A 24,601-nucleotide genomic window follows, 5' to 3' on the forward strand; every position below is an offset into this window, starting at 1 on the left:
TCCTATGGCATCGGCGGAACGAGTTCAAAGATCTCGGAATCCGCCTGGTCCGGCAAGCGCGCATTCAGCTTGTGAAATTGCTGTTGGCTGCGGTCGACGTAATCGAGGATCTCAAGATAGCGGCGGATATTCTGCACATAGATCACCGGTTCGCCACCCCGGGCGTAGCCATGGCGGGTCTTGCTGTGCCATTGGCTTTCCTGCAGGAGCGGTAACGCGTCGCGAACATCTCGCCAGTGATCCGGGTTGCCACCCCGCATCCGGGCAATATCACGGGCGTCGTAGAGGTGCCCGAGGCCGACGTTGTAGGCCGCCAGGGCCATGTAGAGTCTGTCGTCGCCGCGAATCGAGTCAGGCAGACGTTCCTCGATGCTGCGCAAGTAGCGGGCGCCTCCCTCGATGCTTTGGGCCGCGTCCAGGCGATTGGCCACGCCGACTTCCTCGGCGGTGGCATTGGTCAGCATCATCAGGCCGCGGACGCCGGTGGGTGACGTCGCTTCCGGGTCCCAATGGGACTCCTGATACCCCACAGCGGCCAGCAGCTTCCAGTCAAAGTGCTGCTCTCTTGCCGCCTGCTTGAACAGTTCATCGTAGCGGGGCAGGCGCTGGTTGACGTGGTGGATGAAGACCCGGGCACCGACATACTCGAGATAGTCATCGTGGCCGAAGTAGCGGCTGACAAGAAGGTCCAGCTCACCGCTGTCCTGCAAATCCTCTAGAAAGGCGTTGGCCTGTTCGACCAGGGCCAGACCGTCCAGGGAGGCAAAGGCCCAGGCCATGGTGACCGGCTGGCCGACATCGAAGCCATCTTCCACCTCAGGGAAGAACAGGCGGTTGAGCCGGAACTGGTGGGCATAGACCACCGCAGCGTCCAGATCGCCATCTTCGACTCGGCGCAGCAGGGCGGCGATTTCCAGGTCCTCCGCCTCCTTCCAGCTGAGCTGTGGACGACGCTGCTGCAGCTCGTGCATGACGCGACTGATACCGGTGCCCTTGGCGATGCCGATGTTCAGTTCGAGCAGATCATCAAGCTCGTCTGGCGGTGGCAGGTCACGCCGGTAGACGACCATGGGCTGCATCGACAGAATCGGACGCGAGAACATAAGCCCCGGTGCCAGCGGGTCCAGCGGCAGCGCGGCGGCGCCCAGGTCTCCCTGATCACGCACCGCGTCGAGCACGCTTTGCACGTGGTGATCATCGCTGAGGTTCAGGCTGACCCCGAGGCGATCGGCGAAACGCCGCATCAACTCGTACTCGAACCCTGTGGGCCCTTGGCGTCCCTCGTAGTAAGTGAAGGGGGTGTTGCGGGTGTGCACCGTGATGAAGTCGCGCTCCAGCACTCGCTGCAGCGTGACGTCGGAGGGGGGCACGGGCGGTCTGGGCCAGCATGCGAGAACCAGGCCCAGGCCGATGGTGACAAGGGTGCGCAGGTGTCGCGCGTGACGTAAACCGTCCTTCATCTTAAGACATCGCTGGCCGTGGAGCGCCCACCTTACCCAGCCCCTGCGAAACTGTCATCCGCGACGATTTCTCGCACCCGCCGGTTTCCAGTATCATATGCCGTCTCGCCCGCCGCGGCCCCTTCTTTTATCGCTGACCTTCAGAGGCTCCTGGATATGCTCGAACTGCGCGGAGCGCCCGCCCTGTCCAACTTCCGTCACGCCAAGCTGCTGGCTCAACTGCGTGCATCCGTCCCCGAGATCGAGGCACTGCACGCCGAGTACGTGCACTTTGCCGATGTGGGGGAGGAGCTCAACGCTGACGAGCAGGCCCTGCTGTCACGGTTGCTCGACTACGGTCCGGCGCAACAGGAATCCGACGTGGAAGGCCTGACGCTGTTGGTGGTGCCGCGGGTTGGCACCCAGTCCCCGTGGTCGTCCAAGGCCACCGACATTGCTCGTAACTGTGGCTTGACCCAGATCAAACGTCTGGAGCGCGGTGTTCGCTACCGCTTGAGCGTCCGCGGTGAGCTCAAGCAAGCACACTTTGATGCCATCGTCGCTGGCCTGCACGATCGCATGACCGAAACCGTGCTGCATGATAGCGCCGACGCGGCGACCCTGTTCGCCCACCACGAGCCGGCTCCGCTCGGCCAGGTCGACGTTCTTGAAGGCGGCCGCAGCGCGCTGGAAACCGCCAATCGCGAGCTCGGCCTGGCCCTGGCCGAGGACGAGATCGACTATCTGGTCGACGCCTTTGTCGAGTTGGGGCGTAACCCCAGCGACGTCGAGCTGATGATGTTCGCCCAGGCCAACTCAGAGCACTGCCGTCACAAGATCTTCAACGCCGACTGGCTGATCGACGGTGAGGCCCAGAGCCACTCGCTGTTCAAGATGATCAAGAACACCTATCAGGCCTCGCCTGAGGGGATCTTGTCCGCCTACAGCGACAATGCTGCCGTCATCCAGGGCAGCGAGGCGCGACGTTTCTATCCCACGCCGCTGACCGGCAAGGACGGAGAGCGTGCCAGCTATGGCGGCAAGGTGGAGCCAATCCACATCCTGACCAAGGTCGAGACTCATAACCACCCCACCGCCATCGCCCCGCATCCGGGCGCCGCTACCGGTGCTGGCGGCGAGATTCGCGATGAAGGCGCCACCGGTATCGGCGGCAAGCCCAAGGCGGGCCTGACCGGCTTTACCGTGTCCAACCTGCGCATTCCCGAGTTCGTGCAGCCCTGGGAAGCCTTCGACTACGGCAAGCCCGAGCGGATCGTCACCGCGCTGGACATCATGCTTGAGGGCCCCATCGGTGGCGCCGCCTTCAACAACGAATTTGGGCGTCCCAACCTTACGGGCTACTTCCGTACCTACGAGCAGGACGCCCTGGGCGCCGGCGGTATCGAGCGTCGTGGCTACCACAAGCCGATCATGATCGCTGGCGGTTACGGCAACATCCGTGATGAACACGTTGCCAAGGGCGAGATCCCGGTGGGCGGCAAGCTGATCGTGATGGGCGGCCCGGCCATGCTGATCGGGCTGGGCGGCGGCGCGGCCTCTTCCATGGCCTCGGGCTCATCCAGCTTCGATCTCGACTTCGCTTCGGTCCAGCGCGACAACCCTGAGATCGAGCGACGTGCCCAGGAGGTCATCGATCGCTGTTGGGCCCTGGGTCAAGACAACCCCATCTGCTTCATTCACGACGTGGGCGCCGGTGGACTGTCCAATGCCTTGCCGGAGCTGGTCAAGGATGGCGACCGTGGTGGACTGTTCAGCCTGCGCGAAGTGCCCAACGCCGAGCCGGGCATGAGCCCGCTGGAAATCTGGTGCAACGAGGCCCAGGAGCGCTACGTGCTGGCGGTGGCCCCCGAAGATCTCGAGACCTTCGACGCCCTGTGCAAGCGCGAACGCTGCCCCTACGCGGTGGTCGGTGAAGCGACTGCCGAGCATCATCTGGCCGTGGTGGATGGCCACTTCGATACGCGCCCGGTTGATCTGCCCATGAGCGTGCTGTTCGGCAAACCGCCGAAAATGCAGCGGGAATTCGAGCGCAATAGCCTCGAGCTACCGGGCGTCATGCTCGATAACCTGGATCTGCGCGAGGCTCTGGACCGAGTGCTGCGACTGCCGACGGTGGCGTCCAAGAGCTTCCTGATCACGATCGGCGATCGCTCCATCACCGGACAGGTGGCGCGCGACCAGATGGTGGGTCCGTGGCAGGTGCCGGTGGCCGATGTGGCCGTGACCACCGCCTGCTTTGATACCCATGCCGGTGAAGCCATGGCCATGGGCGAGCGTTCGCCGGTGGCCTTGATCAACCCTGCGGCCAGCGCGCGACTGGCGGTAGCCGAGTCCATCACCAACTTGGCGGCGGCCCCCATCGCCAAGCTGGGCGATATCAAGATGTCCGCCAACTGGATGAGTGCTGCTGACCACGTCGGTGAGAACCAGGCATTGTTCGACGCCGTGCACGCCGTAGGCATGGAGCTGTGCCCGGCGTTGGGTATTGCGGTACCGGTCGGCAAGGATTCGATGTCGATGCGCACGGCCTGGGAGCAGGATGGCGAGCAGAAGGCCGTCACCTCGCCGCTGACCCTGGCGATCACCGGGTTTGCCCCGGTGACCGACGCGATGAAGACGCTGACGCCGCAGATTCGCCTGGATCAGGACGAGAGCGACCTGCTGCTGATCGACCTGGGCGCCGGCCTCAACCGTCTCGGTGGCTCTGCACTGGCTCAGGTCTATGGCCAGGTTGGCAACGATTGTCCTGACCTGGACGATGCCGAGGACCTCAAGGCGTTCTTCAGCGTGATCCAGGGGCTCAACGCCGATGGCCGCCTGTTGGCCTACCATGATCGCAGCGACGGTGGCCTGATCGTCACCCTGCTGGAAATGGCCTTTGCCAGCCGCGCCGGTCTCGAGATCAAGCTGGACTGGTTGATCGATGAAGCCTCCGAGGCGGTCAATGCGCTGTTCAGTGAAGAGCTGGGCGCCGTCATCCAGGTGAGCCGCGAACACACCGAAGAGGTGCTGGCGCAGTTCGCTGCGGCGGGGATCGAAACCTGCGGCGTCATCGCCCGTCCTCGCTACGACGACCAGATACGCGTGACGCTGTTCGAGGAACCGCTGCTCGAGACCACGCGCCAGCTGACTCAGCGTACCTGGTCCGAGACCAGCTATCGTCTGCAGGCCCTGCGTGACAACCCCGAGTGCGCCAAGAACGAGTTCGACAACCTGTTGGATACCCGTGATCCCGGGCTGAGCGCCACGCCTACCTTTGACGTGGACGAGGACATCTCCGCCCCCTTCGTCAATCTGGCGCGGCCCCGTGCGGCCATCCTGCGTGAGCAGGGCGTGAACGGGCATCTGGAGATGGCCTGGGCCTTCGACAAGGCCGGTTTCGAGGCCGTCGATGTGCACATGAGCGACCTGCTGGAAGGGCGCGTGGGTCTGGACGAGTTCAAGGGGCTGGCCGCCTGCGGTGGCTTCTCCTACGGTGACGTACTCGGCGCGGGCGGTGGCTGGGCCAAGTCGGTGTTGTTCAACGAGCGCGCTCGCGAGCAGTTTGCCGCCTTCTTTGCCCGTGAGGACAGCTTCTCCCTGGGCGTCTGCAATGGCTGTCAGATGCTGTCGCAGCTCAAGGAGCTGATTCCCGGTGCCGAGAGCTGGCCGCGCTTCGTGCGCAATGAGTCGGAGCAGTTCGAGGCCCGAGTGGCCATGGTTCAGGTAGAAAAGACACCGTCGATCCTGCTGGCCGGGATGGAAGGATCGCGGCTGCCTATCGCCGTGGCCCATGGCGAGGGGCGTGCCGAGTTCCGCGACAGCGCCCACCTGCGCAGCATGCAGGGCTCGGGGCAGGTGGCATTGCGCTATACCGACAACTACGGCCAGTGCACAACGCGCTACCCGGCCAACCCGAATGGGTCGCCATCCGGCATCACCGGACTGACGACACCGGATGGCCGCGTCACCATCATGATGCCGCACCCCGAGCGGGTGGTACGCGCCGTGACCAACTCCTGGCGTCCGTCAGAGTGGTCCCAGGACGGCGCCTGGCTGCGGCTGTTCCGCAATGCGCGGGTGTGGCTGGGCTGAACCAGGTCCCTCTCAGGACTCAGCTTGTTTGCTAGATCCGGTGATAGCCCCTGAGATAGCCTCGGTGATAGACCCTGTGATAGCGCCGCCTTCGGGCGGCGTTGTCGTTGCCGGCGATGATGACTCGCAGGAAAGGTTGATGCTTGAGCTTGTGCTGCTACGCAACAGGTGCCAAGTTTGATGCTGCCGATATCGGTCTTTTTCAGATGGAGCTTCCATGTCGCCTCCCACCCAGCGCCGTTTCCATGATCGCCTGAGCGTGACCCTGGCCAACCACGTGGCCAAGGTTCATCTCGAACGGCCAGATCGTCACAATGCGATGGACCCCCCAATGATCGACGCTTTGCTGGATGCCCAGCAGTGGCTTGCCGAGCGTGTCGGGGTTCGCGCGGTGGTGCTCAGTGGTGAGGGCGAAAGCTTCTGCTCTGGTCTCGATGTGGCCTCGGTGGTGGCGTCCCCGGAGCGCATCGCCTGGCTGTTGAGCCCGGATGCCCGCGGCATCAACCCCGCTCAGCGTCTGGCGCTGGGCTGGCGCGAGCTGGGCGCACCGGTGGTGGCGGCGCTGCATGGCCATGTCTATGGCGCAGGCCTGCAGATGGCGCTGGGGGCAGATATTCGGATTGTTCATCCCGAGGCGATCCTGGCGTTGCCGGAGATCGAGTGGGGGCTGATGGCGGACATGGGGGTCAGCGTGACCGCCGCCTGGCTGCGCCACGATATCCTTCAGGACATGATGCTGACCGGGCGTCATCTTGCCGGCGATGAAGCCATGGTGCTGGGCCTGGCGTCGCGCCTGGATGAGGACCCGCGGGATGCTGCGGCTGAACTGGCGGGCGACCTGGCGCGACGCTCGCCCAAGGCGGTGGCTGCCGCGCGCAAGTTATGGCGTGAAGCCCCCGGTCTCGACCAGCGCGGGCGTCTGGCGATGGAGGCCGAGCTCCAGCGAAATCTGCTGGCTGGGCAGGAACAGCGCGAGGCAACCCGTGCCCGCCTGGATGGCAGACCGCCGCGGTTCGACTGAGCGCGAGCTAAACCGCCGTGCCCGCCTGGATAGCAGACCGCCGCGCTTTGACTGAGCGCGAGCTAAACCGCCGTGCCCGCCTGGATGGCAGACCGCCCCGGTTCGACTGAGCGCTCTCCAGGGAGCGTTGCTCCGGCAGTCGGCACAGGGCCCCGGCGGTGCATCAGCACCGTCGGGGCCCTGTCGTTGACGCTATCCCCCGCGTTATCACTGGGGACTCACCCTTGTGGTCAGCCCGCAGTGGCGGTTCGGGCCGGTGTGTTCGGGTAGATGCCGAACAGGGTGGCGTAGATCACGGGCAGAATCACCAGGGTCAGCAGTGTCGCCGCCCCCAGGCCGAACACGATGACCACTGCCATGGACGCGAAGAAGGCGTCACCGAACAGCGGAATCATGCCCAACATGGTGGTGATCGCGGCCATGGAGACGGGACGTACCCGGCTGATGGCGGCGGCCATGATCGCGTCGAAGGGCGCATCGTGCTCACCCATCTGGATCTTGATTTCCTCTACCAGCACGATGGCGTTCTTGAGCACCATGCCCACCAGGCTGAGGGTGCCGAGCAGCGCCATGAAGGTAAAGGGGGCGTTGAATGCCAGCAGACCGCCGACGATGCCGATGACGGTCAACGGCACGATGGACCAGATCGCCAGCGACTGGCGCAGATTGCCAAACAGCAGCATGGTCAGGATGAACATGCCGAGAATGCCGAGAGGCAGCAGCTTGAACAGCGCTTCCTTGGCATCCCGTGAAGTTTCGTCCTCGCCCCCCCAGCCGAGGTGGTAGCCCTCAGGCAATGGGATCGCCTCGATCTTCGGCTGCAGCCTGGCCAGGATATTGGCCGCCGTCTCGCCGGACAGCGGCAGCGGTTCGGCGTACACGGCCAGCATGCGTTGACGATCTCGGCGCTTGATCAATGGGTCGTGCAGACGTGTCTGCAGCGGCCCCATGACGGACCCGGCGCTGACGTACTTCTGTTGTTCGGCGCTCCACACATTCAGGCTGGAAAGGTCATTGAGTCCGTAGCGCTGGGAGGCTTCGTCACGCAGGACGATGGGGATCAGGTCAGAGCCCTCGCGGTAGACCCCGGCGACCTGACCGTCATTGTGAATCAACAGCGCCTGATGCAGGGCTTGGCGGGTGACGCCCACGCGGCGGGCCTGCTGCTCAAGAAACTCCGGGGTCAGTTCTTCCACCCGATTGCCCCAGGACAATCGGATGCTGTCGACCAGCGGATCGGCACGGAACACGTCGCTGACCTGGGTAGCCAGGGTACGCAGGGTGTCAGGATCAGGACCGTAGATCCGCGCCTCCAGACTTGCCTTGGCCGATGGCCCCACCTGCAGTGCCTGGACCTTGTACTGTACCTCGGGGTATTCGTCGCGCAGCAGGGTGATGATGTCGGCCATGCGCTGGGCTCTGCTGTTCAGGTCGTCGGTCTCGACGATCAGCTGGCTGTAGCTGGCGTAGCGGTCCTCCGGCGAATAGGTCAGGGTAAAGCGCTGGGCGCCGCCGCCGATGACGCTGGTGACGTGGACTACTTCATCCATCTTGGCCACCTGGGCCTCCAGCTGCGATGCGATCCGCTCGCTTTCGAGGATATCGCTGCCCTCCGGCATCCACACGTCGACAAAGAACAGCGGAGTGGTGGAGTCGGGGAAGAAGGCATTCTTGATATTGGAGGACAGTGCGAAGGCGCCGACGAGCAAGCCGATGCAGGTGGCGATGGTGAGCCAGCGGAAGCGGATGCCCTTGTCGACTAGCCAGCCGAAGATGACGAAGATCAGTCCCTTGTAGGGATCGCTGTCTGTCTGCTCCGCGTCCGCCGGTGCGTCCTTGAAGAACATGTCGAAAAAGAAAGGCGTCAGCGTCAGGGCGGTCACCCAGCTGAGCAGCAGCGAGTAGAACAGCACCCAGAACAGTGAACCGACCAGTTCGCCAGTGGCGTCTGGCGACAGACCGATGGGAGCAAAGGCGGTGATGGCGATGGCGGTGGCACCCAGTAGCGGTAGCCAGTTCTGGCCAGCCACTTCCTTGGCCGCTGCGAGCTTGCTCTTGCCCTTGCCAAGGCCTATCAGCATGCCTTCGGTCACCACGATGGCGTTGTCCACCAGCATACCCAGCGCGATGATCAGCGCGCCAAGGGAGACCTTCTGCAATTGCAGGCCGTGGGCGGCCATCAGCATCAGCGTGCCGAGGATGGTGATGGTCAGGATCAGCCCCATCAGCAGGCCCGATCGCACGCCCATGAAGATCAGTAGAACGACGATGACGATGCCGACCGATTCCATGAGGTTGATGACGAAGCCGGATACCGCTTCCTTGACCACTTCGGGCTGGTGGTAGACTGGCGTCAGCTCCATGCCCAGTGGCAGGCGGGGTTCTAGCTCGGCCAGGCGCGCATCCACGGCCTCGCCTACCTTGACCACGTTGACACCGGAAACGAAGGACAGACCAATGGAGATCGCCGGTTTTCCGTCGGCGTGATAGAGCTGCCCGGGTTGGTCCGTCAGCCCACGCGTCACGGTGGCGATATCGCCCAGGTGGACCGGGTTGGCGTCTGGGCGCCCGATGATCAGATCCTCCAGCGCCTGAACGCTCTTGAACTCGCCGCTAGGCTGCAGTGAGATGATCTTGCCGTCACGACGCACGCTGCCGGCATCGGCCACGGCATTCTGGGCGTTAAGCAGGGCGATCAGTGCATCTGGCGGGATGTTCAGTGCCTGCATTCGCTCGCGGTTGAGCGAGATGGTGACCTGTTCGGGACGGTCGCCGGCAATGACCACCTTCTTGACGCCATCGACCAGGCGTAGCTCCCGCTGCAGGAAGTCGGCCTGGTTCTTCAGGTCATACAGGCTGTAGTCGTCGCCGGACAGGTTGAGCAGCAGACCGTAGACGTCGCTGAAGTCATCTACCACCAGCGACTGGCCGGCGCCGGGCGGCAGGCTGGCCTGGGTATCGCCGATCTTGCGCCTGAGCAGGTCCCAGTATTGGGGCAGGGCGGTACCCTGGACATCGGTGTCGAGCTCCACCGTGATCTGGGACAGGCCCGCACTGTTGACCGTGCTGACCCGCTTGAGGTTGGGGATCTCCTGAATGGCCTTTTCCAGCCGCAGGGTGACTTCTTCTTCGACCTGCTGTGGGGTGGCGCCAGGGTAGGCGGTGCTGACCAGCGCCATGCGGATGGTGAAGTCAGGAAATTCGAGCTGGCCAAGGCCAAGGAAGGAGACCACGCCGCCCACCGACAGCAGCAGGGTGATCATCCAGCTGATGGTCTTGTTGCGTAGAAAATAGCCGATCATGGTCAGAGCCCCGCTTCCTGGACCCAGGGAGTGACCGTCAGCTTGTCACGCATAAGGTGGGCGCCTGCGGTGACCAGCTGATCTCCCGGCTGGAGATCACCGGCAATGAAGACGCCATCGTCATTGGTGGTGTGCAACTCGACCGCGACTGCTTCGACATGGCCTTCGGTCTCGTCGTCGGCCACGTAGCGCCACACCACGGTGTTGTCCGGGGCATCCTCAAGGGTGACGACGGTGCCGAGAGGCACCCGCCACAGGCCCTCGCTGTCTCCGGTCAGGGCATTGATGTCGATCTCCACCACGGCACTCATGCCCGCCAGAACGTTGACGTCATCGGGGGTGGGCAGGGTCAGCTTGACCTCGTAGCTCAGGGTGCCGCTTGACGCGCGGGAGTCGTGCTCCTTGTAGCGCGCCAGGAAACGGCGTGGATCGTCACCCAGACGCACCCAGGCCAGGGAAGCGTCATGGCTCTGGATATCGCGAATGCGCTCACGATTTAGGCGGCGAACCTGTTGTTCCGGCAGCTCGAAGGTCACGTCGATATTGCCCGGCTGCTGCAGCACTGCGATGGTCTGCTGGGGGGCGATGACCTGGAAGTTGTCGACGGGAACACTGGCGATGACGCCATCGAAGGGAGCTTTCAGCTCGGTGTAGTCGAGCTGATCCTTGGCCAGGTCGAACTGGGCCTGGGCCGAGAGAAAGGCCGCGCGAGCTTCGTCAAAGGCGGCGCGGCTGATGGCGCCCTTTTCCACCGAGACCTGCATGCGGTGGTGGGTCGCCTGGGCCAGGTCATAGCTGGATTGGGCGTTGGACAGGGCGTTGCGAGCATCACGGTCGTCGAGCAGGGCCACCCGCTCGCCGCTGCTGACGACCTGGCCTGCTTGAACATTCAGCTCCTTGAGTTCGCCGCCGACCCGAAAGGACAGGTCGGTACGCTCTGATGCCTCGACGACACCGGGGTAGGCGCTCATCGAGCTGTTTCCGATCTCGTCCAGGGTCAGCAACTTGACGGGGCGAGTCACCTGCTTGGTCAGGGGAGGCGCTTCTTCGCTGCAGCCGTGCAGAAGCGGTAACCCGGCGATGACGAAACACGTAGCCAGCTGGCGAAAGTGGCGAAGGATCATGAAGGGGTCCTTGGTAAGGGGACAAGGTGGTCGGCGGGAGGTGCCGACATGGATGACGCAGCTGGGCGGGGAGAGCCCGGCTGTCAGCCTGTTGTGACGGGTTACCAAGATGGCGTAGAGTGCACCGCCTTCCTGGTGGGATGACCTGCGGTGGCTCGTGTCGCTGGGTGCCCTGATGGGGACCCTGACGACGCTCATGTCGTGTGCCGGTGGCAGCATCGCCTTCGATAGCGGCCTTTATCCCTTTCGGCACGCACGCGCAGGCGCTCCATGCTACGAATCGAACGGGTTAAGTATCCTGCGCTAGATCAAGACATGCCGAACTCGGCAGAGGAGTGTTGCGCGAATGGCGGTAGCTGGTGCGAAATTTGACCAAATAAGCACACCGACACTGCGCCCCTATCAGCAGCAGGCCGTGGCGCACGTGGTCAGTCACTTTCGTCGCAGCGATGACCCCGCCGTGGTGGTGCTGCCCACGGGCAGTGGCAAGTCACTGGTGATTGCTGAATTGGCACGGCTGGCCAAGGGCCGTGTGCTGGTCCTTGCCCATGTGCGGGAACTGGTGGAACAGAACCACGCCAAGTATCTGGCCTACGGCCTGGAGGCAGATATTTTCAGCGCGGGCCTTGGCCGTAAGGAAAGCGCTCGACAGGTCGTGTTTGGCTCGGTGCAGTCGGTGGTGCGCCATCTGGATGCCGTCAGTGATGAACAGAACGCCCACGGGCCTTTTACCTTGCTGGTGATCGATGAGTGTCACCGGGTGTCGCTGGAGGCCTCGTCTTCCTACCATCGGGTCATTGATCACCTGCGTCAGCGCAACGCATCGCTCAAGGTGCTGGGCCTGACGGCGACGCCTTATCGGCTGGGGCTGGGGTTTCTCTATCATCGTCATCACCATGGCATGGTGCGGGGGGATGAAGACTGCTTCTTTCGCGACTGTGTGTTCGAACAGCCGCTGAGGCTGATGGTACGCCAGGGCTACCTGGCCAAGCCGGTCAAGATTGATGCGGCGGTGGCACGTTACGATTTTTCCCGACTGGTGCCGGGCAGCACCGGTATCTACCGCGAAGAGGACCTGAATCGTGTCGTGGCAGGTCACCGTGCGACGCCTGGCATCATCAGTGAAGTGATGGAGCGCGCTGCCGATCGTCAGGGGGTGATGCTGTTCGCGGCCAGCGTAGCCCACGCTGAGGAAATTCTGGGCTATCTGCCCGCGGCGGACGCCGCCTTGATCACCGGAGCCACCGCTGGGGACGAGCGCACCCGGATCATCGATGCGTTCAAGGCTAAACGCCTCAAGTATCTGGTCAATGTGTCGGTGCTGACCACCGGGTTTGATGCGCCCCATGTGGACCTGATTGCGATCCTGAGGCCTACGGAGTCGGTCGGTCTGTACCAGCAGATCGTCGGCCGGGGCCTGCGTCTGTCACCGGGCAAGCAAGACTGCCTGATCCTGGACTATGCCGGTAACCCTTGGGACCTGTACGCGCCTGAGGTGGGAAGCCCGCGTCCAGACAGCGATAGCGAGCCGGTTCAGGTGCCTTGCCCGCAGTGCGGACATGCCAACCTTTTCTGGGGAAAGCGCGATGGCGAACTGGTGATCGAGCACTTCGGTCGGCGCTGTCAGGGGCTGGTCGATGCCCAGGGGCAGGCGTTGACGCAGGCGGAGCCAGGTGCAAGGCAGTGCGATTTCCGCTTCCGCTTCAAGACCTGCGGCGACTGCGGCGCAGAGAACGATATTGCGGCGCGACGCTGCCATGGGTGTCAGGCGTTGCTGGTGGATGCCGATGACAAGCTGCGCGACGCGCTCAAGCTGAAGGATGCCAGAGTGCTCCGAGTCTCGGGCATGCAGCTTGAGGCGACCACCAACGGTCGTGGCCTGCCTCGGCTCAAGGTCACCTATCACGACGAAGATGGCGCCAGTCTGTCGGAGTGGTTCGCGCTGGAAACGCCGGCACAGCGCAGGGCCTTTACGGCGATCTTTTTGCGTGATCACGCCCGTGCACCTGGGGTAGAACTGGCGCCGTCGACGCCGCAGCAGGTCTGCGACGATCAGTACCGACTGAGAGCGCCGGACTTTGTGGTAGGGCGCAAGGTGGGGCGGCACTGGCAGATTCGCGAGAAATTATTCGATTACCGTGGTCGCTACCGCACCGCCGACAGCGCGCAGTAGTGCCGTAGTGCAAAAGTGCAAAAGTGCAAAAGTGCAAAAGTGCAAAAGTGCAAAAGTGCAAAAGCGCAGGCAGCGCGGAGCATGCGCTGTCGTCTGCAGCCAGGGAACGACCGTCCCTGTCGTCGTGGCTCAAGGCTATTGAGCAGACGCTTCCGGGCATCGGTCTCGGCTTAGCCAGAACGCGCAGAGCTTGATAAACTGGGCGATCGGTAACGAAGCGGTAGTTCTTTCATGTCGGTCTCACATCGGGGCCAGATCCAACGCGACCAGGTTCACGTGTGTGAGTGATTTGCCGACAACCAGCGAGAACGACGCCGGGGGGGAGGACGCTTCCTCGACGAACACGGCGTCTGCACCGACCCAGGTGCAGGCATTGGGCCGGCTGTTTGATGAGCCGATCACCGAATTACCCGAAGATCTCTACATTCCCCCCGAGGCGCTGCGGGTGTTTCTCGAGGCGTTCGAGGGACCGCTTGATCTGCTGCTTTATCTGATTCGCCGCCAGAATCTCGACATCTTGTCGATCAATGTCGCCGCCATTACCCATCAGTACATCGAGTATGTCGAGCTGATGAAGGCCATGGAGATCGAGCTGGCGGGCGAGTACCTGCTGATGGCGGCGATGTTGGCCGAGATCAAGTCGCGCACCCTGCTGCCGCGGCCGCCGAAGAGTGAAGACGGCGATGAAGACGAAGATCCTCGTGCCGAGCTGATTCGGCGCCTGCAGGAATACGAGCGGCTCAAGCTGGCGGCCGAAGCGTTGGCCGAGCTTCCGCGGATAGGTCGCGACTGGTTTCCGGCCCGAGCGGTACTGCCTCCGGTGGAGTCGCGGGTCATCCACCCCGAGGTGGAACTCGACGAATTGCTGGGTGCCCTGGCGGGCATCCTGCGTCGCGCCGAACTCAACCAGGCGCACCAGATCGAGAGCGAGGTGCTGTCCACCCGCGAGCGCATGCTGGCCATCATGGAGCGCCTGACCCATGAGCACTACACGCCCTTCGAGGCCTTGTTCTCGCTGGAGGAGGGCCGGGCCGGAGTGGTGGTCACCTTCATGGCGATCCTTGAGCTGGCCAAGGAAGCGATGATCGAGATTGTGCAGAATGCGCCGATGTCACCGATCCACGTTCGAGCGAGACTGGCCGGCGACGAGGAAGAAGACCCCTACGAGGCGCTCGACGATGACGGCGAAAGCGCGTTCGATGTCGAGCCATTCGCGGAAGGGGGATTGGAAGAGGAGATGCTGGACGGCGACATATCCGGCCAGGATAGCTTGGACGATGGGCACGGTGATGCCTACGATGAGTCTGCACCAGCCTCCACCGGAGAGGGGCTGAGCGAGGGAGACAAGCCCGCATGAGCGTGATGGAAACGCCCGATGCGCTGGACGAGATCGTCGAGGCAGCGCTGTTGGCTGCCGGTCAGCCGCTGGCGCTGGACCGGCTTGAGCAGCTGTTTGACGATCATGAACGTCCGACCAGACGACGTCTCAAGGAGGCGCTCGAGCGTCTGACCGAGCGCCACGTCAGTGGTGCCATGGAGCTGATCGAGACCGCCTCGGGATACCAGCTGCGGATTCGTCCGCGCCTGGCGAACTGGGTGGCGAGGCTGTGGGACGAGCGGCCTCAGCGATATTCCCGCGCCCTGCTGGAAACGCTGGCGCTGATTGCCTACCGTCAGCCGGTCACCCGCGGCGATATTGAAGAGGTGCGCGGCGTGACCGTAAGCGGTTCGATCATGCGGACGTTGCTGGATCGTGGCTGGATTCGTGTGGTGGGACACCGGGATGTACCGGGCCGTCCGGCGGTCTACGCCACCACCCGCAGCTTCCTTGATGACTTCGGCCTCAAGACGCTGGATGAACTGCCGCCGATGCATGAACTAAAGCAGTTCGAGGAATTTGATACCGAGGATGAGCCGCCTCCGCCACCTCCCGCGCTGCTTTCCCAGGCCGACGAGCCTGTGGAGGATGATCTCCAGAAGGACCTTCAGGATAACCTTCGGGAAGGCCAAGGATTGGATGAGGCATACGTCCCGCACCAGAACTCTGGGACGGCTGAGGGTGGGGCAGGCGATCAAACTGAGGCGCCCATTGAGGGCGCCGACACGACGGCCGGGATGGCCGACGAGCAGCACGCCGGGAAGGCGTCCGAGCGGGCAGGGCTGAGCTTCGCCGATCTTGAAGCCAGGCTGTCCGAACGCGCCCGGGGCCGCGTCGACGATGACACTGCCTCGGGGGTGGAACCCACAGAAAGCGAGAACGATGAATGACGACCACCAGCGAAAAACTGCAAAAGGTGCTGGCCCGTGCCGGCCTGGGATCCCGCCGCGAGATGGAGACCGCGATCTCCGATGGACGGGTCAAGGTCAATGGCTCGGTGGCGACTCTGGGTGATCGGGTCGAGGCCCGCGATAGAGTCAGCTTTGATGATCGGCCGATTACCTTGCGCGCGGCCGATGAGGTGCCGCGTCGGGTGATCATGTACAACAAGCCGGAGGGTGAGCTGTGCACGCGCAAGGATCCGGAGGGGCGTCGTACCGTGTTCGACCGGTTGCCGCGTCTCAAGGGAGAGCGCTGGATTGCCATCGGGCGACTCGACATCAACACCAGCGGCTTGCTGCTGTTCACCACTGACGGCGAGCTGGCCAACCGCTTGATGCACCCTTCCACCGAGGTCGAACGCGAATACGCGGTTCGCGTTATGGGGGAGGTCAAGCGCGAGCATGTCGTGGCCATGGTCGACGGCGTGATGCTGGAAGATGGCCCGGCACGCTTCACCGACGTGCAGGAGTTCGGCGGTGAGGGCATCAATACCTGGTTCCATGTGGTGATCATGGAAGGGCGTAACCGTGAGGTCAGACGCTTGTGGGAGTCGCAAGGCCTCACCGTGAGTCGCCTCAAGCGTGTGCGCTACGGCAACATCTTCCTCGACAAGCGCGCCAAGGCCGGAGAGTGGGTGGAGCTGTCCCAGGACGAGGTGGACGATCTTGCCAGCGTGGCGGGACTTGAGTCGCGCAAGGTGCCTGAGCTGACCCCTGATGAAAAGAACCGTTGGAGCCGTGACAAGCACAAGCGCCGTCCGGTACAGACCATGAAGCGTGGTGGCAAGCCTGCCCGCAAGGGCTGATGTTGGTAGCGCGAAGGCGAGCCCGGACCTGGGCCGGGTGCAGCGTTGAGGTGCCCCACGGATATGCCCCGAGGGACAAGAAAACACAGGTAATGAAAAAAAGGCTTGCGTCTAAAGGGGCATATCCGTAATATCTGCACCCGTTCGGAAGGGTCGTTAGCTCAGTTGGTAGAGCAGTTGGCTTTTAACCAATTGGTCGTAGGTTCGAATCCTACACGACCCACCAACCGAACCTGTGCATGGTCAGGCTGATTGCCTCCATGATTGGGTCGTTAGCTCAGTTGGTAGAGCAGTTGGCTTTTAACCAATTGGTCGTAGGTTCGAATCCTACACGACCCACCAGTTTCGCGGCCCTCGCTCTTCGGAGCGGGGGCCGTTTTTGTTGGGTATTCATGACGCTGCACGCTGGCATAGGGCCACGGCCCGTTGCCGTCAGGCCCGCCAGACCGAGACACACCGGTGTGCTGGCGTCATTCCTTGGTCAGCTTGACGCAGCGGAACTCGGCATCCTGTGGTTGCTGGGTTAAACTGTGTAGCAGCTCGCCGTAGCGATAGACGCATGGGCGAGGGTGAGGACCCCACATGGAGGGTGCCGCCGGCCTGAAGGGCTGGCCGCTCTGAAGGAGGTCCTCCTGGCGTGCCATGCAGCGGATGGCTGGTGGCACTGTCCCATCTGCAGGGGGATTCCCTGCCGGTCACAGTGGTAGACACGATGACAATCATGACTTCCCGCGCCGAGATCCGAGAGCATCTCGCGCGTCCCTACTGCCCCACCCGTATTCCCTCGGAAGACGCCGCTCGCGTCGATGAGATCAAGCGACTGCTGAAGGCCAATAATGCCGTGCTGGTCGCACACTACTACACCGATGATGCGATCCAGCAGCTTGCCGAGGAGACCGGCGGCTGCGTGGCAGACTCGCTTGAGATGGCGCGCTTTGGCGCCCGCCACGAGGCAGACACCCTGGTAGTGGCCGGCGTGCGCTTCATGGGCGAAACGGCCAAGATCCTGTCACCGGAAAAGCGTGTGCTGATGCCAACGCTGGAGGCGACCTGCTCGCTGGATGTGGGCTGCCCCGCGGACGAGTTCGCCGCTTTCTGCGACGCGCATCCAGATCGCACCGTGGTGGTTTACGCCAACACGTCGGCGGCGGTGAAGGCCCGTGCCGACTGGGTCGTCACCTCATCCATCGCGGTCGACGTGATCGAGCACCTCAAGGCCAAGGGCGAGAAGATCCTGTGGGCGCCGGACAAGCACCTGGGCGGCTACATCCAGAAGCACACGGGTGCCGACATGCTGCTCTGGGATGGCGCCTGTATCGTCCACGAAGAGTTCAAGGCCAAGGGCGTCGAGGATCTGAAGTCGGTCTATCCCGATGCCGCCGTACTGGTTCACCCGGAGTCACCGGAAGCGGTGGTCAGCCTGGCCGATGTGGCCGGCTCCACGTCGCAGCTGATCAAGGCCGCCAAGGAATTGCCCAACGACAAGCTGATCGTGGCCACCGACCGCGGCATCTTCTTCAAGATGCAGCAGGCTGTGCCCGAGAAGACACTGTTTGAAGCGCCTACTGCCGGTAATGGCGCCACCTGTCGCAGCTGCGCGCATTGTCCCTGGATGGCGATGAACGCCCTCGACAATCTGGCAGAAGCACTGAGGCATGGCTCGGGTGAGATTCAGGTCAGTGATGCATTGCGGGTTCAGGCGCTCAAGCCGCTGACGCGGATGCTCGAGTTCCAGGCCTGAGATCGTCGCTGGAGAACGCTTGCCGCAAGAAACGCCCACGAGGCCCTAGATGAAGAGGGATCTCGTGGGCGTTGTCGTTGTCGCTAGCGGAATTTTTCCATCGTGCGGCGGTAGTCGAGGAAAGCGTCGCGGCGTCGCTGAATGCTGGCTCTGGCGTTAAGGTCGCCCTGACGATCCGCCACCGCTTCGGCCACCTCCAGCTGACGAATGGCGCGATCGATCTCGCCGGTCAGCTGCAGCTGTTCGGCACGCGCCAGGTGCCCCCACGCTTCGCGACCGCTGCGGCCTGCGGCTTCGGCCAACAGCCCGAAGACGGTGGGGTCTTCAGGGCGCCGTTGAGCCAGATCGAACAGCTCGCGATAGGCCGCATCGGGGTCACGCTGAAGCAGCGCTTCGCCCAGCAGTTGGCTGGTGGGGGGGTATCCCGGCATCAGTCGCAGCTGGCGTTGAGCGCGTGCGATGGCATCATCCACGCGGCCGCCTTCCAGTGCGACCTGGACGGCGCTGGCCGGAAGCAGCGCAGTGTCCGGGTGAGCCCTGGAGAGGCTGTCCAGCGCCGAGAGAGCCGTATCGGCCTGACCCGAGCGGGCGTCGATCAAGGCTTGCAGGTAGCGTTGTGCGTCGGCGGGTGCCTGGTCTTGACGTAGTACCGTCAGGGCTTGTCCTGGGGCGCGCTCGTGGATCGCCAGCAGCGCCCTGGCCCGGATGAGCTGGTACTGCAGGTCGTCCGGTGCGGAGCCGCTGACGCGCGTCTGGTTGACCCTTGACTGGGTATCGCTGATGCGTGACTCGGTAATCGGGTGGGTCAACAGGAATTCGGGAGGAGTGCCGCCTTGCAGGCTCATCATGCGCTGCATGGAGCGGAACATATCCACCATCGCCTGGGGGTCGTAGCCGGCGTTGGCCATCGCCTGCAGCCCGATGCGATCGGCCTCTTCCTCATAGCGACGGGAGTAACGCAGCTGGTCCTGGATCATCGCCGCCTGGCTGCCTGCCAGTGCAGCGATGCCAGCGTCGCCGGCGCCACTGGCGGCCAGGATCAAACCTGCCAGCATGGTGGCCATGGCGGGAACCTGGGTTTGTTCCGCGCGAGCCTTGCTGCGCGCGTAGTGTCGCTGGGACAGGTGCCCCAGCTCGTGGGCCAGAACCGAGGCGACCTCAGCTTCATGGGTGGCGAAGCCGAACAGGCCGCTGTTGACCCCGACCACACCTCCGGGAACGGCAAAGGCATTGAGGGTCTTGTTGTCGACCAGGGTAACCGCGATATTGATCCCGCCCAGATCGCTGTAAGGCACCAGACGGCCTACCAGGGTTTCCACGTAGTGCTGGGCCAGCGGGTCCCGCCATTCCGGTACGTGGGCGCGAAACTGGCGTAGCCAGGCTCGGCCTAGGCGGGTTTCCTCACCGCTGATGGCGTTGCTGCCGGTGGACATCAGCGAGGGCAGGTCGAGCTCTCTGGGCTCATTCAGTCGAATGCCCTGGTCCAGGTACTGTGCCTGGGCGAGGGGCGCGGTCTGGGTCAGGGCCATAACGAGGATCAACCCCGCGCTGGGCAGGGGGCGAACGGTGGCGGCGAACAGCGATCGCTTGAGCATCGTGATCCTCGTCGATAGCGATGAAGGGGTTGCCTTGGGACATTGATTCGGCCGGAAAAGTGCCTTTAAATCAAAGTGCCTCAAATTTGCCAGCGGGGCTGTATGCCCATGGGGTGGCAACGCTTGGGGCGGACCAATATCGCATTCTCTCGGGAGAGATCATGGCAGTGCAACCTGACGATGTGCTAGATGCGTGCGGACTTCCCTGTCCGCTGCCGCTGCTGAAGGCGAAGCAGGCGCTTTCACGCCTGGCGCCTGGGCAGTTGCTGGAAGTCAGGGCGACCGACGCCGGCTCCTGGCGAGATTTCGAGAGCTTTGCCGAGCATAGTTCTCATGTGCTGGAAGGGCGTGAACAGCGCGACGATGTCTATGTCTATTGGCTGCGCAAGGCGGGTGACGCATGAGCCTGCGGACGGTATTCCGTAGCTGGGTAGACCACTATTTCTCGGATGAGGAAGCGGTTCTGCTGCTGGTGCTGCTGGTGGCCGGCTTTGCGGTGGTGATCTGGCTGGGCCAGATGCTGGCGCCGTTCCTCACCGCTCTGGTAGTGGCCTTTCTGTTGCAGGGCGCGGTCAACAGCCTGACGCGACGCAAGGTGCCGCATCTCGTCGCGGTAATGACCGTCTTCCTGGCCTTCGTCGGTGTGCTGCTGGCGATGGCGCTGGTGTTGCTGCCGCTGATCTGGAATCAGCTGGCGAGCCTGATACAGGAAGCACCAAGGATGTTCGCCGCCGGCCAGCAGATGCTGGATGACCTGCAGATGAGCTACCCCCAGCTGATCACTCCAGACCTGGTCCAGGACTGGATCGGGGTGCTGAGCCGTGAAGCAACGCAGTTGAGCCAGCGCGCGCTGACGCTGTCGCTGGCTTCCCTCGGCAACGTGCTGGGATTGATCATCTATCTGGTGCTGGTGCCGATTCTGGTGCTGTTCATGCTCAAGGATCGTGATCGCCTGGTGGGCTTCACGGTGTCACTGCTGCCGGCCAAGCGTGATCTGATGACGCGGGTATGGAAGGAGATGGACTGCCAGATTGCCAACTATGTGCGGGGTAAGGCGACGGAAATTGTCATCGTCGGGACGGTGACGTTTTTCACCTTCGCCTTTTTCGGTCTGCCTTACTCAGCGCTGCTGGCGGTGCTGGTGGGGTTCTCCGTGCTGGTGCCTTACATCGGCGCAGCGGTGGCGACACTGCCCGTGGCGGCAGTGGCAGGATTTCATTTCGGCCTGGGGGATCAGTTTCTGTATGTCATCGTCGCCTATGGGGTCATCCAGGCGCTGGATGGCAACGTGCTGGTGCCGGTGCTGTTTTCCGAAGCGGTCAACCTGCATCCGGTGTCGATCATTCTGGCGGTGCTGTTCTTCGGCGGCGTGTGGGGCTTCTGGGGGGTGTTCTTTGCGATCCCGCTGGCGACCCTGCTCAAGGCGCTGGTCTATGCCTGGCCACGGGGCATCAAGGAGCGCAGCATGGCCAGGCTACCGGGGAGTACCGGCACCGACGGCTGATCTCGCGCGTCGATGCCGGTCGGTCAGTGGATGCGACGGGTCGTCCCCGTCGCGGCCTGGCCCTGCTGCTAGCGTTGGGCGTTCAGTTCCTGCGCTGCTTCCAGCACTTCTTCCACATGGCCTTTCACCTTGACCTTGCGCCACTCCCTGGCCAGTCGCCCTTCAGCGTCGATCAGAAAGGTGCTGCGCTCGATACCCAGGTGTTCCTTGCCGTAAAGCTTCTTGAGCTTGATGACGTCAAATAGCTGGCAGACGGCTTCGTCCTTGTCGGAGATCAGCTCGAAGTTGAAGGACTGCTTGGCCTTGAAGTTCTCCTGGGCGCGGATGCCATCCCGAGACACGCCAACAACCAGCGTGTTGGCAGCATCAAAGTCGGCCTTGTGGTCCCGGAAGTCGCCCCCTTCGGTGGTGCAGCCGGGGGTGCTGGCCTTGGGATAGAAATAGACCACGACCTGGCGGCCACGTTGCTCGGCCAGAGAGAAGGTGGTGTCACCGGTGGCGGTGGCGCTGAAGTCGGGGACCTGTTCGCCAACAGTTACAGTCATGGGGGCTCCGAAATTGGCGTAGATGGATGTCCGATTACACGCAATGCAACACGCTATGTAAAGACGCGGCTGTACAGGGTATGGCCGCCTGAGTACCATTTGTGCTCTGGTCACGATCACGCTTCCCCGGGTCGCGACCCCCTTGGCCAACCACGCTTGCCGGAATCGCGGAAATCAGGTGTTTGGCAAGCCGACAACAGAGGAACAACGAGGATGATCACGGGCAGTATCGTCGCTCTGGCGACACCGATGAAGGCCAATGGCGATATCGACTGGGAAGTGTTGCGCAAACTGGTTAACTTTCACCTGGATAACGGTACCGATGCCATCGTGGCGGCGGGCACCACCGGTGAGCCCACGACCATGACCTTTGCCGAGCATTTCGATGTGATTCGCACGGTAGTGGAAGAGGTCAATGGCCGTATTCCCGTTATCGCAGGCACTGGCTCCAACAACACCACCGAGGCGGTGGAGCTGACCCGCTACGCCAAGGAAGTCGGTGCCGACTACTGTCTGACCGTGGCGCCTTACTACAACAAGCCGACCCAGGAAGGCTTGTACCAGCACTTCAAGGTCATCGCCGAGACCAGTGACTTGCCGGTGATCCTCTACAACGTGCCGGGCCGTACCTGCTCCGATATCTACAACGAGACGGTGCTGCGTCTGGCCGAGGTGGATAATATTATCGGCCTGAAGGACGCCACCGGTAACCTGGAGCGGGCAGAGGACCTGATCGAACGCCTCGAAGGCAGCGACTTCATGCTGTATTCCGGCGATGATGCCACGGCCTGTGACTTCATGCTGATGGGCGGCCACGGTGATATCTCGGTTACGGCCAACGTCGCACCCAAGGCCATGCACGACCTGTGTGTCGCCGCGATTGCCGGCGAGACGGAAAAAGCGCACCAGATCAACACGCGGTTGCTGCCACTGCACACCAATCTCGGCATCGAGGCCAACCCGATTCCCGTGAAGTGGGCGCTCAACCGTATGGGCATTATCGAGCCGGGGATCCGCTTGCCGCTGACCTGGCTCAGCGAGAAATACCACTCCACCATCAGCGAAGCGCTGCAGCTGGCGGGACTGATCGAGGACTGATGCTGCGGCATTCCTCTCGGTCGTGATGACGTGGACTCAATTATCAACCAAGGTGGACGCATGAATTCTGCGCTTAAAGGATTGCCGCTGGCGATGATCGCGGCACTGGCTTTGGCTGGCTGTGCCAAGGAAGGGCACTATCACGACCGCAACGAGGACTATGCTGACGCTCGGCAGGCCGCTCCTCTGACGCTGCCTGGCACCCGGGACCAGAGCCGCTACCGCGACATCATGCCGGTGCCTCAGGCGAGCGGCAGTTTCTATGCTCGCGAGGGTGACTTTGCGGCGCCCTTGCCTCAGACCTTGTCAGCCAGCACCGCGGTGGCTGCCGGTGATGTGGCGGTGCGAGAAACCGATGCAGATCGCTGGCTGGTGGTGGGTGCTGCGCCCGCGGTGGTTTGGCCAGAGCTTGAGCGCTTTGCCGAGCAGCGGGGACTCGAGATCACGCGCAGTGATAGCGCCGCTGGGGTTATCGAGACTTCCGACGCCAGCCTGTTGCTGCGTCAGGGGCTGCGCACGGGCACCAGCGAGATTCGCTGTGATACCGCAGGGCAGCTCAACCGTCTGTGCCTGAACTCGCTGCAGCGTCATTTCGAGGCTCGCAGCGCCTCCGCAAGTATCGCGTCGGCCTCGGCCCAGCAGGCGACGGATCGTCAGAGCATCCGCTTCGAGCCCCGCGGCGACGATTGGGTGATGGTGTTGCCCTTCGACATTGACCGGGCCTATGCCGAACTGGCGTTCCAGCTCGAGAATAACTTCGATATGGAAGATCGTCGCGAGCTGGTCTCTGCAGATGAAGCCAGCAAGCGGTTTGTCATCGACTACGTGACCGAAAGCGAGCGCACCCGCGGCTTCGTCGACTCGCTGATGTCCATGGACCTGACCGAGTCGATGCATCGCGTCGAGATGCGGCTGACGCCTCAGGGACAAGAGACATTGATGGAAGCTCGGGCAGTCGATGACGAGCCTCTGTCCGGTGACGACCAGCGTGAGCTGCTGCAGCGCATGGAGGGCTTGCTGCGCTGATGGGGGAAGGATCTACCAGCGAGTCGGTGCACCGAGGCCTTCGCTTTGCCTCTCTCGGGAGCGGTAGCAAGGGCAATGCGACCTTGGTGACCGACGGCGATGCGCTTTTGTTGGTTGACTGTGGTTTTGCGCTGAAGGAAGCCGAGCGACGCCTGGCTCGGCTAGGCGTTCACCCGCGGCAGATCGACGCCGTGCTGGTTACCCATGAGCACGGTGATCATGTGCGTGGTGTGGGCCCGCTGGCGCGCCGTTACGATCTGCCGGTGCACCTGACGCCCGGCACCTGGTTATCGGGAAAGCTGGGGCGCCTGCCTCGTACCCATTGGATCACTCCCCAGTCTCGGTTTGCGGTGAAGGGGCTGGAGGTCGATGCCGTCACGGTGCCTCACGATGCCAGAGAACCCGTGCAGTTCCGCATCAGCGCCAGCGATATTCGACTGGGATTGTTGACGGATCTGGGACACCCCACCGAGCACGTCCAGAGAGCGTTTCGCGGCTGCGATGCGCTCGTTCTCGAATGTAATCATGATGTCCAGATGCTCGCAGATGGCCCCTATCCGCCCAGCCTCAAACGTCGAGTGGGCGGGCATTGGGGGCACCTGGCCAATGCCCAGGCCTCGGCACTGCTGACCACACTGGGGCTGGACCGCCTTCAGCGTATCGTCTGCTCGCATCTGTCGGAGCATAATAATCGCCCCGAACTCGCTCTGGAGGCTCTGATGCCTCTGATGAGCGGCGATGAATCTCGCCTGACCGTGGCTGCCCAGGACGACGGCCTGGATTGGCAAGCGATCCATTGATTCAGGACTTCGG

At 63.0% G+C, this 24,601-nt stretch carries 17 protein-coding genes and 2 tRNA genes; 14 read left to right on the top strand and 5 right to left on the bottom strand.

Annotated elements, in window-relative coordinates:
• Nucleotides 1-2: 2 nt before the first annotated feature.
• Complete coding sequence (gene mltF, locus KUV45_RS18930; RefSeq protein ID WP_206940059.1) at nucleotides 3-1,460, bottom strand: membrane-bound lytic murein transglycosylase MltF; 1,458 nt, start codon at nucleotides 1,458-1,460, stop codon at nucleotides 3-5.
• 156 nt (nucleotides 1,461-1,616) lie between these two features.
• On the opposite strand from mltF, the gene purL reads away from it, so the two are divergent.
• Together purL and KUV45_RS18940 are read left to right on the top strand one after the other, a co-directional pair.
• Entirely contained in the window at nucleotides 1,617-5,534 is a 3,918-nt protein-coding gene (purL, locus tag KUV45_RS18935) for a phosphoribosylformylglycinamidine synthase (RefSeq protein WP_222161640.1), read from the top strand.
• Nucleotides 5,535-5,751: 217 nt separating this feature from the next.
• On the top strand, nucleotides 5,752-6,555 hold the full coding sequence (locus KUV45_RS18940; RefSeq protein ID WP_222161641.1) for a crotonase/enoyl-CoA hydratase family protein: 804 nt from the start codon (nucleotides 5,752-5,754) through the stop codon (nucleotides 6,553-6,555).
• Between the two features lie 230 nt (nucleotides 6,556-6,785).
• On the opposite strand, the gene KUV45_RS18945 is transcribed toward KUV45_RS18940, so the two are convergent.
• Together KUV45_RS18945 and KUV45_RS18950 are read right to left on the bottom strand one after the other, a co-directional pair.
• Nucleotides 6,786-9,857, bottom strand: a complete 3,072-nt coding sequence (locus KUV45_RS18945) for an efflux RND transporter permease subunit (protein ID WP_222161642.1) — start codon at nucleotides 9,855-9,857, stop codon at nucleotides 6,786-6,788.
• Between the two features lie 2 nt (nucleotides 9,858-9,859).
• Nucleotides 9,860-10,981 (bottom strand): efflux RND transporter periplasmic adaptor subunit, encoded by a 1,122-nt coding sequence (locus tag KUV45_RS18950; protein WP_222161643.1) that lies wholly within the window; start codon nucleotides 10,979-10,981, stop codon nucleotides 9,860-9,862.
• 346 nt (nucleotides 10,982-11,327) lie between these two features.
• On the opposite strand from KUV45_RS18950, the gene KUV45_RS18955 reads away from it, so the two are divergent.
• The 7 genes from KUV45_RS18955 to nadA all read left to right on the top strand — a co-directional run bounded on the left by KUV45_RS18955 (nucleotide 11,328) and on the right by nadA (nucleotide 18,020).
• Nucleotides 11,328-13,154 (top strand): DEAD/DEAH box helicase, encoded by a 1,827-nt coding sequence (locus KUV45_RS18955; RefSeq protein ID WP_222161644.1) that lies wholly within the window; start codon nucleotides 11,328-11,330, stop codon nucleotides 13,152-13,154.
• Between the two features lie 364 nt (nucleotides 13,155-13,518).
• Entirely contained in the window at nucleotides 13,519-14,511 is a 993-nt protein-coding gene (locus KUV45_RS18960; RefSeq protein WP_224851873.1) for a ScpA family protein, read from the top strand.
• Nucleotides 14,508-15,422 (top strand): SMC-Scp complex subunit ScpB, encoded by a 915-nt coding sequence (gene scpB, locus KUV45_RS18965; RefSeq protein WP_222161646.1) that lies wholly within the window; start codon nucleotides 14,508-14,510, stop codon nucleotides 15,420-15,422. Before KUV45_RS18960 ends, scpB begins: the two co-directional genes overlap by 4 nt.
• Nucleotides 15,419-16,279 carry a 23S rRNA pseudouridine(2605) synthase RluB gene (gene rluB / locus KUV45_RS18970; protein ID WP_222161647.1) on the top strand — a complete coding sequence of 287 codons (861 nt, stop codon included), beginning with the start codon at nucleotides 15,419-15,421 and terminating at the stop codon, nucleotides 16,277-16,279. Before scpB ends, rluB begins: the two co-directional genes overlap by 4 nt.
• Before the next feature lie 150 nt (nucleotides 16,280-16,429).
• Nucleotides 16,430-16,505: transfer RNA gene (locus KUV45_RS18975), tRNA-Lys, on the top strand.
• A gap of 40 nt (nucleotides 16,506-16,545) precedes the next feature.
• A tRNA-Lys gene (locus KUV45_RS18980) sits at nucleotides 16,546-16,621 on the top strand.
• A 370-nt stretch (nucleotides 16,622-16,991) separates the two neighbouring features.
• On the top strand, nucleotides 16,992-18,020 hold the full coding sequence (gene nadA, locus KUV45_RS18985) for a quinolinate synthase NadA (RefSeq protein ID WP_222161648.1): 1,029 nt from the start codon (nucleotides 16,992-16,994) through the stop codon (nucleotides 18,018-18,020).
• Between the two features lie 83 nt (nucleotides 18,021-18,103).
• On the opposite strand, the gene KUV45_RS18990 is transcribed toward nadA, so the two are convergent.
• Nucleotides 18,104-19,615 (bottom strand): M48 family metalloprotease, encoded by a 1,512-nt coding sequence (locus KUV45_RS18990; RefSeq protein ID WP_224851853.1) that lies wholly within the window; start codon nucleotides 19,613-19,615, stop codon nucleotides 18,104-18,106.
• A gap of 161 nt (nucleotides 19,616-19,776) precedes the next feature.
• Here KUV45_RS18990 and KUV45_RS18995 point away from each other — a divergent pair, with 161 nt between their 5' ends.
• Entirely contained in the window at nucleotides 19,777-20,019 is a 243-nt protein-coding gene (locus KUV45_RS18995; RefSeq protein WP_206940041.1) for a sulfurtransferase TusA family protein, read from the top strand.
• Nucleotides 20,016-21,119, top strand: a complete 1,104-nt coding sequence (locus KUV45_RS19000; RefSeq protein WP_206940039.1) for an AI-2E family transporter — start codon at nucleotides 20,016-20,018, stop codon at nucleotides 21,117-21,119. The genes KUV45_RS18995 and KUV45_RS19000 overlap by 4 nt, the downstream gene beginning before the upstream one ends.
• A 68-nt stretch (nucleotides 21,120-21,187) precedes the next feature.
• Here KUV45_RS19000 and KUV45_RS19005 read toward each other — a convergent pair whose 3' ends face one another.
• Nucleotides 21,188-21,664 carry a peroxiredoxin gene (locus tag KUV45_RS19005; RefSeq protein ID WP_222161649.1) on the bottom strand — a complete coding sequence of 159 codons (477 nt, stop codon included), beginning with the start codon at nucleotides 21,662-21,664 and terminating at the stop codon, nucleotides 21,188-21,190.
• Nucleotides 21,665-21,877: 213 nt separating this feature from the next.
• On the opposite strand from KUV45_RS19005, the gene dapA reads away from it, so the two are divergent.
• The 3 genes from dapA to KUV45_RS19020 are packed head-to-tail and all read left to right on the top strand — an operon-like array spanning nucleotide 21,878 to nucleotide 24,588.
• The gene (gene dapA / locus KUV45_RS19010; RefSeq protein ID WP_206940035.1) at nucleotides 21,878-22,762 is read left to right on the top strand and encodes a 4-hydroxy-tetrahydrodipicolinate synthase; all 885 of its coding nucleotides are present in this window, start codon (nucleotides 21,878-21,880) and stop codon (nucleotides 22,760-22,762) included.
• 60 nt (nucleotides 22,763-22,822) lie between these two features.
• Entirely contained in the window at nucleotides 22,823-23,788 is a 966-nt protein-coding gene (locus KUV45_RS19015; protein ID WP_222161650.1) for a lipoprotein-34, read from the top strand.
• A complete protein-coding gene (locus KUV45_RS19020; protein WP_222161651.1) occupies nucleotides 23,788-24,588 on the top strand; it encodes an MBL fold metallo-hydrolase in 801 nt (266 codons plus the stop codon). The genes KUV45_RS19015 and KUV45_RS19020 overlap by 1 nt, the downstream gene beginning before the upstream one ends.
• The last annotated feature ends 13 nt before the right edge of the window (nucleotides 24,589-24,601 follow it).

It is taken from the genome of Halomonas sp. DP3Y7-2 (genome assembly GCF_019800795.1).
Lineage (GTDB): Bacteria > Pseudomonadota > Gammaproteobacteria > Pseudomonadales > Halomonadaceae > Halomonas > Halomonas litopenaei_A.

Bases quoted from the DNA above. Each gene is read 5' to 3' on its own strand.
- KUV45_RS19005 (WP_222161649.1), bottom strand. From the start codon at position 21,664: ATGACTGTAACTGTTGGCGAACAGGTCCCCGACTTCAGCGCCACCGCC.
- KUV45_RS19000 (WP_206940039.1), top strand. From the start codon at position 20,016: ATGAGCCTGCGGACGGTATTCCGTAGCTGGGTAGACCACTATTTCTCG.
- nadA (WP_222161648.1), top strand. From the start codon at position 16,992: ATGACAATCATGACTTCCCGCGCCGAGATCCGAGAGCATCTCGCGCGT.
- KUV45_RS18950 (WP_222161643.1), bottom strand. From the start codon at position 10,981: ATGATCCTTCGCCACTTTCGCCAGCTGGCTACGTGTTTCGTCATCGCC.
- KUV45_RS18955 (WP_222161644.1), top strand. From the start codon at position 11,328: ATGGCGGTAGCTGGTGCGAAATTTGACCAAATAAGCACACCGACACTG.
- KUV45_RS18990 (WP_224851853.1), bottom strand. From the start codon at position 19,615: ATGCTCAAGCGATCGCTGTTCGCCGCCACCGTTCGCCCCCTGCCCAGC.
- KUV45_RS18945 (WP_222161642.1), bottom strand. From the start codon at position 9,857: ATGATCGGCTATTTTCTACGCAACAAGACCATCAGCTGGATGATCACC.
- KUV45_RS19020 (WP_222161651.1), top strand. From the start codon at position 23,788: ATGGGGGAAGGATCTACCAGCGAGTCGGTGCACCGAGGCCTTCGCTTT.
- KUV45_RS18995 (WP_206940041.1), top strand. From the start codon at position 19,777: ATGGCAGTGCAACCTGACGATGTGCTAGATGCGTGCGGACTTCCCTGT.
- KUV45_RS18940 (WP_222161641.1), top strand. From the start codon at position 5,752: ATGTCGCCTCCCACCCAGCGCCGTTTCCATGATCGCCTGAGCGTGACC.
- scpB (WP_222161646.1), top strand. From the start codon at position 14,508: ATGAGCGTGATGGAAACGCCCGATGCGCTGGACGAGATCGTCGAGGCA.
- mltF (WP_206940059.1), bottom strand. From the start codon at position 1,460: ATGAAGGACGGTTTACGTCACGCGCGACACCTGCGCACCCTTGTCACC.
- KUV45_RS19015 (WP_222161650.1), top strand. From the start codon at position 22,823: ATGAATTCTGCGCTTAAAGGATTGCCGCTGGCGATGATCGCGGCACTG.
- purL (WP_222161640.1), top strand. From the start codon at position 1,617: ATGCTCGAACTGCGCGGAGCGCCCGCCCTGTCCAACTTCCGTCACGCC.
- rluB (WP_222161647.1), top strand. From the start codon at position 15,419: ATGACGACCACCAGCGAAAAACTGCAAAAGGTGCTGGCCCGTGCCGGC.
- dapA (WP_206940035.1), top strand. From the start codon at position 21,878: ATGATCACGGGCAGTATCGTCGCTCTGGCGACACCGATGAAGGCCAAT.